General features: G+C 45.4%; 12 protein-coding genes. All 12 read right to left on the minus strand.

What is annotated here, in order from left to right:
* Positions 1-10: 10 nt before the first annotated feature.
* The 12 genes from dnaK to HMPREF9429_RS03325 all read right to left on the minus strand — a co-directional run bounded on the left by dnaK (position 11) and on the right by HMPREF9429_RS03325 (position 14841).
* Positions 11-1861: a molecular chaperone DnaK gene (dnaK, locus tag HMPREF9429_RS03270; protein WP_006941586.1), complete on the minus strand. Its 1851-nt coding sequence runs from the start codon at positions 1859-1861 to the stop codon at positions 11-13.
* 32 nt (positions 1862-1893) lie between these two features.
* Entirely contained in the window at positions 1894-2469 is a 576-nt protein-coding gene (grpE, locus tag HMPREF9429_RS03275; protein ID WP_006941588.1) for a nucleotide exchange factor GrpE, read from the minus strand.
* 12 nt (positions 2470-2481) lie between these two features.
* Entirely contained in the window at positions 2482-3513 is a 1032-nt protein-coding gene (hrcA, locus tag HMPREF9429_RS03280) for a heat-inducible transcriptional repressor HrcA (protein WP_040773591.1), read from the minus strand.
* Between the two features lie 224 nt (positions 3514-3737).
* Positions 3738-5639, minus strand: coding sequence for a type I glutamate--ammonia ligase (locus tag HMPREF9429_RS03285; protein WP_006941591.1), 1902 nt, complete (start codon positions 5637-5639; stop codon positions 3738-3740).
* A 138-nt stretch (positions 5640-5777) separates the two neighbouring features.
* On the minus strand, positions 5778-6230 hold the full coding sequence (locus tag HMPREF9429_RS03290; protein ID WP_006941592.1) for a GatB/YqeY domain-containing protein: 453 nt from the start codon (positions 6228-6230) through the stop codon (positions 5778-5780).
* Positions 6231-6248: 18 nt separating this feature from the next.
* Positions 6249-6428: a 30S ribosomal protein S21 gene (rpsU, locus tag HMPREF9429_RS03295; protein ID WP_006789398.1), complete on the minus strand. Its 180-nt coding sequence runs from the start codon at positions 6426-6428 to the stop codon at positions 6249-6251.
* 127 nt (positions 6429-6555) lie between these two features.
* Entirely contained in the window at positions 6556-7677 is a 1122-nt protein-coding gene (gene hemW, locus HMPREF9429_RS03300) for a radical SAM family heme chaperone HemW (RefSeq protein ID WP_006941593.1), read from the minus strand.
* Positions 7677-9479, minus strand: coding sequence for a translation elongation factor 4 (lepA, locus tag HMPREF9429_RS03305; RefSeq protein WP_006941594.1), 1803 nt, complete (start codon positions 9477-9479; stop codon positions 7677-7679). Before lepA ends, hemW begins: the two co-directional genes overlap by 1 nt.
* A gap of 15 nt (positions 9480-9494) precedes the next feature.
* On the minus strand, positions 9495-10571 hold the full coding sequence (mnmA, locus tag HMPREF9429_RS03310) for a tRNA 2-thiouridine(34) synthase MnmA (protein ID WP_006941595.1): 1077 nt from the start codon (positions 10569-10571) through the stop codon (positions 9495-9497).
* Positions 10572-10573: 2 nt separating this feature from the next.
* A complete protein-coding gene (locus tag HMPREF9429_RS03315) occupies positions 10574-11743 on the minus strand; it encodes a cysteine desulfurase family protein (protein ID WP_006941596.1) in 1170 nt (389 codons plus the stop codon).
* Positions 11744-11821: 78 nt separating this feature from the next.
* Complete coding sequence (locus HMPREF9429_RS03320; protein WP_006941597.1) at positions 11822-12493, minus strand: dehydroquinate synthase/iron-containing alcohol dehydrogenase family protein; 672 nt, start codon at positions 12491-12493, stop codon at positions 11822-11824.
* A 5-nt stretch (positions 12494-12498) separates the two neighbouring features.
* Positions 12499-14841, minus strand: a complete 2343-nt coding sequence (locus tag HMPREF9429_RS03325; protein WP_006941598.1) for an S-layer homology domain-containing protein — start codon at positions 14839-14841, stop codon at positions 12499-12501.
* Positions 14842-15242: the final 401 nt, after the last annotated feature.

Consider the following 15242-nt stretch of genomic DNA (forward strand, 5'->3'; position numbering starts at 1 on the left):
TTCTTACTTCTTATTTCTTATCATCATCTACGACTTGGTAATCCGCATCGACTACATTGTCGTCACCGGCACTCGTCGATTCCTGTGCCTGTTCCTGACCGGATGACTGCTGAGCCTGTTGTTGTGCTTCAGCCTGCTTATACATATCGCCGGTTAAATCATAAAGCGGTTTCGTCAATGCTTCAGATGCGGCTTTAATCTGTTCCGTATCTTCGCTCTTAAGTGCTTCTTTCAAAGCGGCAATCTTATCTTTAACTTCCGAAACCTTAGTCTGATCGGCTTTATCACCGACTTCCTTCAGCGTCTTTTCAGCCTGATATACGAGGGAATCGGCATTATTTTTAGCTTCAATACCTTCTTTACGCTTCTTATCTTCCGCTTCATGAGCAGCCGCTTCTTTTACCATGCGGTCGATTTCACTCTGGTCGAGACCGGACGAAGACGTAATGGTAATTTTCTGTTCCTTACCTGTGCCGAGGTCCTTTGCCGATACATTGACAATGCCGTTGGCATCGATATTGAAGGCAACTTCGATGCGAGGTACTCCACGGGGAGCTGCAGGAATACCGGACAATTCGAAACGGCCCAACGTTTTGTTGTCTGCGGCCATTTCACGTTCGCCCTGCAAGACATGAACATCAACGGACGGTTGGTTATCCATAGCTGTCGAGAAGATTTGTTTGCCTTCCGTCGGGATGGTCGTGTTGCGTTCAATAATCTTCGTGAAGATACCGCCCATAGTTTCAATACCGAGAGACAAGGGAGTAACATCGAGAAGCAATACATCCTTAACATCGCCTACGAGAACTCCTGCTTGAATAGCCGCACCGATAGCTACGCATTCATCGGGGTTAATGCCCTTATCCGGGTCTTTTCCGAGAATATTTTTAATAGCTTCCTGAACAGCCGGAATACGGCTGGAACCGCCGACGAGGATAATTTTATCAATTTCATCGATGGAAAGACCCGAATCTTTAATAGCTTGGCGAGTCGGTTCCATCGTAGCGTGTACGAGGTCTGACGTCAATTCATTGAATTTAGCCCGCGTCAGCGTAAGATCCAAGTGTTTCGGACCGCTGGCATCTGCTGTAATGAACGGCAAATTAATGTTTGTCGACATAACAGTGGACAATTCAATTTTTGCTTTTTCAGCCGCATCTTTCAAGCGCTGTTCGGCCATCTTATCCTGTGAAAGATCGATGCCCGTTTGTTTCTTAAATTCTTCTACCAGCCAGTTCATAACGGCGTTATCGAAATCGTCGCCACCCAAGTGAGTATTACCGTTCGTTGCCTTAACTTCAAAGACACCGTCACCCAATTCGAGGATAGATACGTCGAATGTACCGCCGCCCAAGTCGAATACGAGAATCTTACCTTCACCGCCCTTATCAAGGCCGTATGCAAGAGCTGCCGCCGTCGGTTCGTTGATAATACGCAATACATCGAGGCCTGCAATCTTACCGGCGTCTTTTGTTGCTTGGCGTTGGCTGTCGGAGAAATAAGCCGGAACTGTAATAACAGCCTGCGTCACCTTTTCGCCCAAATACGATTCGGCATCTTCTTTTAATTTCTGCAAGATCATAGCCGAAATTTCCTGAGGCGTATAATCTTTACCTTCAATCTTTACGGTATAGCTTTCACCCATGTGACGTTTAATAGAAGCTACCGTATTTTCAGGATTGGAAATAGCCTGGCGCTTTGCCAATTCCCCTACAAGACGTTCACCGGTTTTTGAAAAACCTACTACGGACGGTGTTAAACGAGAACCTTCCGAGTTGGTAATAACCGTAGGTTCGCCGCCTTCCATAACAGCGACTACGGAGTTTGTCGTACCTAAATCAATACCTATAACTTTTGCCATTCTGAATTCCTCCTCAATATATACACGATTATTTAACCGTTAAATGCTACTTTTACCATGGCCGGTCGAAGCGTTTTATCTCCTAAAAGATATCCGTCTTGCAACACTTCTACGATTGTATCGTTAGCTACCCCTTCGGCAGGCACTCTCATGACCGCCTGGTGGTAGTTCGGATCAAAAGGTTTATCAAGAGCTTCGATCTTACGGACGCCCGCCTTTTCCAAAACTCCGGCCAATTGTTTGTAAATCATTTCATATCCTTCAATAAAAGGTCTTACTTCTTCACTTTGCTTTTCTTGCGGTACGTTTAAAGCCCGTTCAAAGTTATCCATTACAGGAAGTAACGTACTGATGAGTTCTCCCTTGATAACGCCGGCTACTTGCAAACGTTCGGCTGAAGAGCGCTTTTTATAATTTGCAAAATCGGCCTGCAGACGCATGAACTTCTCTTGAAATTCTTGAGCCTTGGCTTCAGCCCCATCCGTCTGACCCGCGTCTTGAGATTCCGTCTGTGCCGTATCATCTACAACATCTTCAACGATCTCTTCAACTACCGGTTCTTCGACAGCCGCCTTTTCTTGCGTGTTTTTTTCCTCACTTTCGCTCATCCAATATACCTCCTACGTGTCTTCATGATGGTACGACAAGATTTGCACTACATGCTCTTTCATAAAATCGAGCAAGCCGATTATTTTGGCATATTCCATTCGCGTCGGCCCGAGAACGGCAATTTTTCCGACTACCTCGTCCCTTTGCCTGAATGTAGCCTCAATAATGCTGCAATCATTTAAAGGTGCGGGAGTTCGTGCATCTCCTATGCGGACGACAGGATTTTTTTCTTCCGTTTCCTTGCCGAGAAGATGGATTACCCTTTCCCTTTCTTCCAGCATACTGAAAAGGGAGCGTGCCTTATCCATGTCGCGAAACTCGGGAGTATTCAACAACTCCGTAGCCCCGCCCTGGTATAAATCCTGCTTCCGAAAAGCCCGTTGCAGATTTCGAAATGCCGCCTTATATAAATCAATATCGTCGACAATATCGTTCCTGAAACGTTCCAGCACTTGTGTCGTAATCTTACTTAGCTGCATACCGGCCAAGCGCTCTGTCAATTTCTGTGCCAATACGTTCAACTCGTCTATCTCTACATGAGCCGGTTTGGCATAAATACTGTCTTCTACCTGGCCCGTATCGCTGACAACCAGCATAATGGCTCGCCTGTCATCTAAAGGCAAAAAGCGGACATATTTCAGTCTGGCACCGCTTTGCCCCGATGTAACGACAAAACTCACATTGTGAGTTATCTTCGCCAATACCTGAGCCGTTGAGCGAAAGAGTTGATCCGCATTATCCGCTCGATCCCCGAGCCATGTCTGTACAAGCCGTTTATCATCTTTTGTAACCTTTGACGGTTGCAACAGACAGTCAACATAAAATCGATACCCCTTGGCTGAAGGAGTTCGGCCTGCCGACGTATGAGGCTGTTCCAGGTAGCCCATTGTTTCCAAGTCGAACATTTCGTTGCGAATGGTCGCCGCACTGACGCCTAAATCATATTTACGCGCTATCGTTCGGGATCCTACGGGCTCAGCCGATGTAATATAATCCTGAATGACGGCTTCCAATATTTTCTGTTTTCTTTCATCCAGTTCCATCGACTTCACCTCGTTTCGGTTGATTAGCACTCCGTTATTTTGAGTGCTAACAACTGTATAAAAGATAACATGTTTATTTTTCTTTGTCAATAGATTTTAAGCCAAAAACAGCAAATTTAGTCAAAAGGTCAAAAATGTTTTATTTCTTAGTTTTGAAAAAGGCAAAAGAGCAGATTCTCCCTGAGAATCTGCTCTTTTATTTCTTCTATCCAAGGTGAAATTATTTAGAAAGCATTGTGCGAATATACATAATAAAGTTCGCTCAATTCATCCATTTTTTTACTCATCAAGACTTGCAAATCCGAAGCCGTGTCATAGTCTTCTTCCGACAAGGCCCGTTTGATTTGCGTAAAGAGAGACAAATTCTTATCCGTATCTCTCCCCAGTTCAGTACGCAAAGCATTAATTTGCTGCCACCGTTCTTCTTCCAAAGGATTCGCATCGCTATCTAAATGCAATGCCTTAGCATTAATTACCCTTTCCAGATTATCAGGGACAATACGGTACTGAAGTTCAAGAGCCCACCGTTTCAAAGCTCCTTCTCGGAAGGAATCCATAACACGTCTTGCAAAGTTATCGCAAGCCAGGGTTTCCAGTTTATGGGGATATACTTCCCATGACTTGAAATTTTCCCAAACCGTCGCCGGAGCCTTGCCGAACATAGTATTGCGTTCTTCTTCCGTGAAGGCTTCAAACACATCCACTTCCGAACGATAAGCACGATCCGCAGCCAGGTAGTCTGCCTTATCTCCCACCTTCTTGGAAATTTCAGCCAATAATTCAGCCGGTGCTTTTTTATTCTTCAAAGCATAACGAATGCCGTCCAAGGCTGCCAAGTAGAAGAGGGCAATAGCGATATAAGTATTGGTAAACGGATTGGGAGCCCGCATTTCCACACGCGTCGCATTAGGGCTTGCTACGTTACGAATCAAGCCGGCCAAAACGGAACGATTTCGAGTCGGCACGTCGGGGCTTTCACCGCCCAAAGAGGTTACAATGCAGACCGGTGCTTCAAATCCCGGTTTCAAACGATTCAACGAATCCGTCGTAGACGATACAAAAGGATTAATGACTTCATAATGTTTAAGAATACCCATTAAGGCCCCGTACCCTACAGATGAAAGGAACTCTTTCATCATGTCATCCGGATTGAACAGGTTAACATACTTACCGTTTTTCATAATAGCGCCTATACCGATATGGGTATGTTCACCGCTACCGGCAACCCCCGATATCGGTTTGGCCTTAAAGGTGACTTCCAGGCCGTTTTCACGAAAGGCTTCGCGAATAATAATACGGGCCTGAATTTCGTTATCTGCTGTCTGAACAGGATCGGACGAGAACTTCCAGTCTACTTCCAGCTGTTCAAGAACGAAGATAAGTTTACCCGAATCATCAATATGAGCCTTAATACCGCCTACTTCCTTGTGCCCCATTTCCGGCTCAAGGCCGTATTTTTCAAGGCGTTCAACTGCCTGTTCCAAGGCCGTGCGTACAACACCGTGTGTCCGTTGCCAATATTGTTCCTGCAATTTTTGCGATGTGGACAAAAGGCGAGAAGCCACGTCCTGACTGGGCGACTTAACCCAAAACTCCAATTCCGTAGCTGTCGTAAGTACCAGTTTCTCTATATCATTTACATTGATATTCAACCCGGGAACACCGTATTCCTTAACCAGCTTGAGAACTTCATCGCCTACATAGTCGGTCGTATTGCGCAAAATAGATCGGGAATCTATAAAGCCCGTAGCATGTTCAAGGAAACTCGGTATACGCAAAGTCCCTACAGGCTTTCCCGTAGCTTCATCTATATTTCCGTCGTTATAGTCAACAAACCAGTTAACGCTCGGATCCGCCTTAATATCTACACGAGCATTGTCTAAGGTGGCAATCCCCGGCAGGACTACGGAAGAACCGTCCGTCTGGAAGGCCGAGCCGTCAAAGAAACTTTCATAGTCGTCAAAGAAGACGGAGATAGGGATCTTTTCATCCGTATCATTGCCCGCCAAATCGACACCTACCAAAGATACGAATTTAATTTCCGGATGTTGTTCCAAAAGCGCCAGAATGCCTTCTTTTCCGTACTGTCCGGCAGGGATTACATAAAGCAAGTTTTCCGTATTCATACTGTTCCTCCTTAGAACTAAAAAACTCCGCACCTCTACCGGTGCGGAGTCCCCTTTGACTCGGTCATATTCTTTTGTCCGAATTACAGTTACATTATATGAGTAACCGACTCGTCTGTCAACTCGACGATATAAAATCTATCTGCTTTGCAGAGTTTTCTTTACCGCATCGGAAATGACCTTTCCGTCAGCCTTGCCTTGAAGCTGCGGCATAACCGCCTTCATGACATCACCCATTTTTAAAGCACCTTCGCCCATACCGGCCACTATGTCGGAAACAATTTTAAACACTTCTTCCGACGACATCTGAGCAGGCATGTATTTTTCGAGAACTGCAATTTCCGCACGAACTTGTGCAGCTAAATCTTCCCGACCGCCTTTGACAAAGTCTTCCAGCGATTCTTTGCGTTGCTTCATTTCTTTGGCGATGACCTTGCTTACACCGGCGTCATCGAGCTCGCACTTTCCGTCGATCTCCACGTTCTTGATGGAAGAACGTACTGAGCGAATAACGGCAAGTTCAATCTTGCCCGCTTCTTTTTTCTTCATCGCCGACTTCATGTCCTGCGATAATTCTTCCTTTAAAGACACTGTATCAACCTTCTCGGATTATGCTTTAAATTTACGTTTACGTGCCGCTTCGGACTTTTTCTTTCTCCGTACGCTGGGTTTTTCATAATGTTCGCGTTTACGGACTTCGGAAAGAACACCTGCCTTTTGGCAAGAGCGCTTGAAACGACGCAATGCGCTGTCCAAAGTTTCATTTTTACCAACTCTGATTTCTGCCATTCTGTATCCCTCCCTCCAAAATTATCGTTAGGGAGTGCTGTTTTGCACACATGAAAATTATACTTAAAAAGCGTCGTTTTGTCAATTACATGCCCTTTTATCCTATGCAAAAACATTCTCTCGTGTTTTATCTCAAAAAGCGGCTGAACACATAGTTTCCATAAAGAATCCCCTGGCTTGTAAGGCAATATCCCCACTCGGTCTTTTCCAGGAAACCTCGCAGTACCAAATCCTCTATTACCGTGCCGAAAGCATCTGTCACCGTTCTCTTAAAACACCGCTCAAACCGTTTATTATCAATTCCTTTCATGGTTCTCAACCCTAAAAAGCAAAAATCTTCTTCTCCTCTTTCCTTGTCGATTAGTTCATGTTCTGCCAGGACCGATGTTTTTCCTGCATTTTTTATATATTCCGGCAAAGAACGTATATTTGAAAAACGATAGGTGCCGTCAAAGGAGTGGCTCGAAGCGCCGAACCCGATATACGGCTCATACTGCCAATACTTAAGATTATGCTTTGATTGAAAACCTTCCGCCGCATAGGCTGAAATTTCATAACGCTTCAAGCCGCCCTTCTCCAGAGTATGGCATACCCTTTCTCCCGCTTCTTCCGTAACACGATCTTCCGGAAGGAGGATTTCCCCCTTCCGGACAAGACGCTTCAGCATCGTACCTTCTTCAACAATAAGGCTGTATGCCGAAGCGTGTGTAACACCCAGTTCGATTAAGCTACGGGCATCGGTCTCGGCGTCCTCGGGTGATTGTCCCGGCAGGCCGTAAATGAGGTCTGCCGATACATTCGTCACACCGCCAGTACGTACGGCTTCCAAGGCCGCAAAGGCTTCCGCCGACGTATGAACCCGCCTTAACAATTGCAACAATCGATCGTCAAAAGACTGGATTCCCATGCTGATTCTATTAACGCCAATTTTTATAAGATCGCGTATATAATCGGACTTAATTCCGTCCGGATTTACTTCAAACGTAATTTCGCTATCTGCGTCTATCCGAAAGGTATCTGTCAGTGCCGACATTATTTTTTCGCCTTGCCGTGCCGTCAAAAGGGAGGGAGTACCGCCGCCGAAATAGACGGTATCCGCCGCCTCCCCAATGTATGAAGTTGCGCGTATTTCTCGACACAGAGCCTCTACATAGTCATCTAAATACGACGAAATGCCTCCGTACGACGGAAAGTCGCAGTAGAGGCACTTACGTACGCAAAAAGGAATATGAACATACAGGCCCGTCATCAGTTATCATCCACCTGCAAGACAGCCATAAAGGCTTCTTGAGGTATTTCGACACTACCTACCTGCTTCATTCGCTTTTTACCTTCTTTCTGTTTTTCCAACAGCTTGCGCTTACGCGAAATATCCCCGCCGTAGCACTTAGCCAACACATCTTTTCTCAAAGCCGCCACGTTTTCACGGGCAATAATTTTATTACCTACAGCCGCCTGGATCGGTATTTGGAAAAGTTGACGGGGAATAAGACCGCGAAGTTTTTCCACCAAGCCTCTGCCGCGGCGAGCTGCAAAGTCTTTGTGGACAATGACACTCAAGGCATCGACAATTTCCCCGTTAATGAGGATATCCATCTTAACCATAGGCGAGGTGCGGTAACCGTCCAATTCGTAGTCCAGGGATGCATACCCTTTAGTAGACGACTTCAAGACATCGAAGTAGTCATAGAGTATTTCATTCAACGGCAAATCATATACCAAGGATACCCGCGTGTCGTCAAGATAGTCCATAGTCACATACTGCCCACGCCGATTCTGTGAAATTTCCATGACCGTTCCCACCATATCCTTGGGAATTATAATCGTCGTTTTTACAAACGGTTCTTCTATATGTTCTATTTTAGTCGTATCCGGCAACAGGGAAGGGTTGTCCACCGCTACCATTTCACCGTCTGTCTTATACACATGATAAATAACGGACGGAGCTGTCGTAATCAGGGATAATCCGTATTCTCTTTCCAGTCGTTCTTTAATAACATCCATGTGCAGCAGTCCCAAGAAACCGCAACGGAAGCCAAATCCCAAAGCCGTCGAAGTTTCAGGTTCATATAAGAGAGCCGCATCGTTCAAGTTAAGTTTTTCCAATGCATCTCGCAAATTATCGTATTCACTTGTATCTACGGGATATAGGCCGCAGTACACCATGGGTGTTGCCGGTCTGTAGCCGGGCAAAGCGTCGTGTGCCGGATTATCAGCCCTGGTCACCGTATCTCCAACGCGACAATCGCGTACGTTTTTCATGGATGCGGCAAAGTAACCTACACTACCGCACTCCAGGCTTTTTACGGCATACATGCGCGGCAAAAAGACGCCTGTTTCAATAACTTCAAATTCTTTTCCCGATGACATCATGCGTATTCTGTCGCCGGTCTTGACGGACCCTTCCATAATACGCACATTAGCAATAGCACCCTTATAGGGATCGAAATGCGAATCGAAAATCAGAGCCCGCAAGGGTTTGTCACTTTCGTCCTTCGGCTCGGGTATCTTTTCCACAATAGCCTCCAGCACCTTGTCGACGCCGAGTCCCGTCTTGGCACTGACCATGACGGCTTCGGATGTATCGAGGCCGATAATATCTTCAATTTCCTTGCACACCCGTTCAGGATCGGCACTGGGTAAATCAACCTTGTTTATAATCGGAATAATTTCCAAATCATGTTCTAATGCAAGGTATACATTTGCCAAAGTCTGAGCCTCTACCCCCTGAGTCGCATCAACAATAAGCAACGCTCCTTCACAGGCAGCCAGACTGCGTGATACTTCATAATTAAAGTCCACATGCCCCGGCGTATCGATAAGATTCAACGTATATTGATGCCCGTCCTTGGCATCATATAACAATCTGGCTGATTGGGCTTTTATAGTAATACCTCTTTCCCGTTCCAACTCCATGGTATCCAAAAGCTGCTCTTCCATCTCTCTTTGAGAGATGGTTCCGGTCATTTCCAACAGCCTGTCGGCCAGGGTAGATTTACCGTGATCTATATGAGCAATAATAGAAAAGTTACGTATATATTTAGTAGCCACTGTCCGTTCTCCTTCTTAAGTAATCGTACCGCCGCCGAGAACGCGGTCATCCTCGTATAGCACCAAGGCCTGTCCTGCCGTAGCCGCACGCTGAGGTTTGTCAAAAACGACCTTCATTTCATTGCCTGCAGGATATACCGTACAGGGAGCCGCTTGAGCGGCATAGCGAATTTTACCGTAGGCCTTGAAAGGCTCTTCCCGTACAGTCTCAGTCCAAGTCACATCATGAGCTTTAATTTCGGCGGAAAAAAGTTCTCGTTCCGAACCGACGCGGACTTCATTGTTTTTTTCATCCAACGACACTACATAATAAGGACCGCCCGGGCCGCCCAGGTTCAATCCTCGTCTCTGCCCGATCGTATAAGCCGCAATTCCCTTATGAGTACCTACTGTCCGCCCTTGTCCGTCAGTAAATCTACCGGCTTTAAAAATATAGGGAGCTTCTTTTTTCAAAAATCCCTTGTAATCATTATCGGGAATAAAACAAATGTCCTGACTTTCCGGCTTATTAAATACCGGCAATCCCCACTCTTTTGCCAACTCCCTGGTCTTCGTTTTTTCCAAATCCGCCATGGGGAAAATAATATGTTTCAACAAATCCTGTGTCAGTTGATACAACACATAGGACTGGTCTTTTCTTTCATCCTTACCGCGACGCAAAGTATAAATCTTTCTTTCATTGTCATAAACAATTCGGGCATAATGTCCTGTTGCCAACAAATCCGCTCCGAACTGTTGCGCCTGATCCCACAGCAGTCCGAATTTAATGAACCGATTGCAGGCAATACAGGGATTCGGAGTCTTGCCGTGTGCATATGAATCAATAAAGTAATCAATAACGTCATGACGAAAAACATCCCGAAAATCCAAGGTATAATGGCGTATACCTAAGACATCCGCCACGGCTTTGGCATCATTAACCGAATCGAGCGAACAACAGGCATGAATATTTCGTTCGACTTTACACGCAGGCTCTTCTTCCCAAAGTCTCAAAGTAATACCGATGACTTCATATCCCTGTTCTTTTAAAAGTCCCGCCGTAACGGAGCTGTCCACACCGCCGCTCATGGCAACGGCAATACATTCAGACATGATTATTCCTCTCCCGCTATGCGGCGAATAACTTCAACAGCCCGCCGCACTTCACTTTCCGTCGTATCTTTACCCAAAGATATTCGAACACTGCCCGTAAGCCATTGCGCCTCCGTCTGCATTGCCTCCAGAACATGAGACGGTTGAGCCGCACCGGATTCGCAGGCCGAACCGGCTGAAAGGGCAATTCCCTGCCTATCCGCACTGATTAAAACAATCGTTCGATCCTTTCGAGCTACGGAAAAATTAATAATATTGGGCAACGAGTCGTTCAAGGTCCCGTTCACATGATATAGATCCGGTCGCTGTCCCAACTGTTCGACTATATATCGTTTCAAACACGCTGCGTGTTTTATTCTTTCTTTACCTTCCAGTTGCAAGAGTTCACAGGCCTTACCGAAACCTACAAGAGCCGGTACATTTTCCGTTCCGGCCCGCAAATTACGTTCCTGGGGGCCGCCGATAAGGTCGGGAGCTAACTGAATCCCGTCACGTATATACAAAGCACCGGCCCCTTTAGGACCATATATCTTATGACTCGCCACAGATAAAAGATCTATATGCAGCCGCTTTACATTCGTATCCGTCCAACCGAATCCCTGTACGGCATCAACGTGAAGTACGGCACCGTGTTCCTGTAAAAGTTCACCCACGGCCCGAATAGGCTGCAACGTTCCGGTCTCGTTATTAGCCGCCATAATCGATACAAGAACCGTATCGTCCTTTAATGCATTTTTAACGGATTCTATAGAAACGCGGCCTTCTTTATTAACAGGCAAAACGGTTACATCATATCCCTTGGTCCGTAAAAATTCGAAAGAACGCAAAACGGCAGCATGTTCTACGGCCGTTGTTATCAAATGCCCGCCTTCGGGACAGTTAGCTCGTAAGTACCCGAATAGAGCCAAATTATCAGCTTCAGTACCTCCGGCGGTAAATAAAATTTCTCGTCCTTCAGCCCCTATGGTTGCCGCCACACGGTCTCGCGCCGTTTGAACAGCGGCTCTTGCCTTTTGGCCGAAGGCATGCAAACTCGAAGGATTTCCGAATTCAGTTGTCATATAGGGCATCATAGCGTCCAACACCCGCTTATCCACCGGTGTGGTCGCCGCATAATCCAAATAAATGCGTTCCATAGTTTTCCCTTCGCAAAGAAAGTCATTATTAATCATATCACATAGCCTGCGTATCTACCAGACATATAAGAGATAACGAAATGCCGACCTTTCTATAAAAAGGTCGGCATACAATTAAAAAGCATCCTTATATATTTCACGATAATCGGCTTCCGTAAGAGTCACAAAGTTATGTGCCGTCAATCGCTTCTGCTCCGTTTCCACTGAATGAGCAAATGCCGGTATCATATCTTCCGTAACGCCATATTCTCTAAGTCTTTTCTTCGGCAAAATCACATCAATAAGACGAGCCAATTCAGTTAACACATCTTTTTCGGAAACCCCTAAAATCCGTGCTGCAAAAGCCTTAAATACACTTAACTCACCGCCGTCTCGACGTTGTTCATAAGCCTTCAAAACATTTGTAAACACGGCATAATTGGATTCACCGTGAGCAACATGACAGGTAACGCCCAAGGGGTAACTCATGGCGTGTACGGCTGCACATCCTACCGTGCCGAAAGCAATCCCGGCATATAGTGCGGCTGTCAGTAAGTCTCCATATAAGGGTTCACGTGCATCCTTACCGTGTTCTCGAATATACCGGTAGGCACAAAGAATCATTTCCATAGCCTTATAGCTGAAAAGCTTGGTCGTTTCCGTCGCAGCCGGCGATAAGGCTGACTCCACGGCATGAACTAAAGCATCGACGGAACTGGTTGCAAAAACCTTGAAGGGCTTGTTTACATAAGTACTATTAAAAAACAGGCACTCTTTAGTCTGAAAGAGTGCCTGTCTGTAGTACATCAAAGCTATTTGGTTTTTGTTGTCTTTACAGCTTTTGCTGCCTTTTCGGTCTTTGCAGTTTTTGTATTTTTCTGCGGTTGAACATGTCCGCCGTATACATCGCGATAATCTTTCATCTTCTTGTTATCTTTGTTGTTAACACGAACACGTTCTACTTTATGACGGTCGTTATCTTTACCGGAAATGCGGTCAACACGAGTTCGATCCAATTCTTGAATACGATTCAATTCAGGTTCGAATTCGCCCATAGCTTTCGCCATCTTCGGATCAATAGGCGCTCCGTTTTGCAATGCACGGTAAATAACAGCCGCAAATTCATAACGAGTCATCGAGCGGTCACCCTTGAATTCGCCATCAGGATAACCAACAACCAGGCCTCTATCAGCTAAGGATTTAACATATTCATATGCCCAGTGGTTTTCCGAAACGTCAGGGAAGTTAACATTACCCGTACTCGTCTGGCCCACAGCCATTTTACCGGATTCCATTGCATCAATCTTTGCGTTTTGTGCTTTGACGATAGCTTTTAATGCTTCTACTTCTTTAGCCAAGGCTACTTGTGAACGTGTTACATGTTTCCCTTGCCCAAATTTCAAGCTGACTCCCGCATTTACCAGGTTTTCACCGGCACCGAAAGAACCGCCTACGCTGAACATGACATCTTCGTTCGGACGATAGTATGCACCAACAGCCACAGCGTTAGCACTATTATAGTTGCCATAACCTGCCGCAAAATCCCACTTATCATCCGGATCGAAGTCAAGAGGATGAAGGGCTGCCAATGCTGCAGCACCGGCACCAACACGATTTACTTTATCACCCAACTTATTAATGACGGCAGAATTAATATTATTGTTATTACCAATAGCCTGTTTTAATTGAGCCACATTGACTGCGTCTGTATCATTTGTGCCGGCAGCAACGCTCGTAATCTGACGAGTACGAGTGGTACCATCGCCTACAGATACAGCAGCGTCCGTTGCTTTCCATACAGATGTTGTGTTTGTCGATGCAGTGTGAGTCGACGGATCATATCCAACTGCACCTGCACCTACGGATGCAATAGAACCGGAACCAATAGCTACCCCACCAGCTTTTGTTACATTGGTATTGCGTCCAATAGCGACCGCATCTGATACGTTAGTCGTGCTACCAGTATCATGCGATCCTAAAATTACGCTATTATTCGCTCCCTGTAATGTTCTATTATCACCGATAACCACGGCATGATTAGTATCACTAATCGTATTTTCAGAGCCTGTAACCGTTACATGATTTACATTCGTTGCCGTATTATGAAAACCGGTAATAGAGTTGTTGGCACTTTTCGCACCGTTAGTCCCTGTTACTGTATTATTAACACCAATCATGGCTGTACGTAATGTATAATCAGCTTTATTTCCACCACCGAAGGCCATTGTGGAGCCACCGCTACTCGATGCCCGAATAGACGTTCGTAAGCTATCGGCAAAGTCTTTTGCTGAAGCGCCCCCATCAGTCGGGGTACCGGATAAGCTCGTATATGAGTTGGTAATTTCATTGCCGGCACCAAAAATAAGAGAGCCATTGGAATTAGCTGTGCGGTTAGCAACCCCTGTAATGGTATTGGCAACACCGGAATCGTGAACACCTGTTTTAGATTCAACGCTATTTAACGAACCGTTAATAGTAGCCCCTAAATTTTTCGTCGCATTAGATAAACGACCACCATTGTAGTCACTAGAAATAATGTTGTAGGACCCTGTACTCGTAGTAAAAGCACCATTACTAAAGCTATTAGCCCCTACGGTTGTAGTATATACGCCTAATGAATCAGTTCTAGTAGAAGCACTGTTCACCGTAGTATCGCCCAAATCTCCATTATAATTGTGAGAACCGACCATCGTACTCCCTGTACGAGCAAATGTGTTATCACCGATAGCAACACTTCCTACAACCTTAGTCGGATCAGCAGGAATTCTAGAAGAAGAGAACCAACTACCACTATATGTTGTCTGACCAAAAGCAAAGCTGGCTTCTCCGCCACCAGCCATGTTTTCTATGTGTGCATTTTTACCAATGGCAATACTACCGCCTTGGCTGGCATAGTTATCAATATTGGCTCCGTTACCTATTGCAACATCACCGGTTGCAGCGCTAGCACCATTAGAATAACTAATGCTGGCTCCTTGCCCAATTGCTACGTTTTCTACTTTCGGAGCGCTACTCCCCGTGCCAATAGCAACACCAAGACCATTACCAGCCGGATTCGGTGCAGGGGCTGCTAACGCCGACACGCCGCCTAAAGTCGTGTAAATTAGAGCGGCCGTTATCGTAGCCGCAAGTCTTTTCTTTGCATATTGTGTCATACCATTACACTCCTTTTCTCTCGAACAATATGTACATGACATGTCTATTCTATATTGTTTATTACAAATTTTCAACATATTTTTATAACCATAGCTATTTGTGAATGTTTTTTGCCCATAAAAAAGATCTTATGGTATAATGCACTAAACAGTAATAAGTGAACATTTCCTTGTGTTCATTCATTTATTATTGTTTTAGCATGATTCCGCCTTTCTGCCATCCACCTGTCTGATTGTAGAATCAACTAATGCGCTTCAATGATATGATAATTAGAGTCTCTTTACGAATAGGCAGTTAGGCTATCCTTCTTTTGCTAATAGAAAGACGCCCTATATTTAGTTATAGGGCGTCTTTCCATTATGTACCTAAAATCATAACCACCCGTTAAACGGGTGGTTTG

This window comes from Megasphaera micronuciformis F0359 (assembly GCF_000165735.1).
Taxonomy (GTDB): Bacteria; Bacillota; Negativicutes; order Veillonellales; family Megasphaeraceae; genus Megasphaera; species Megasphaera micronuciformis.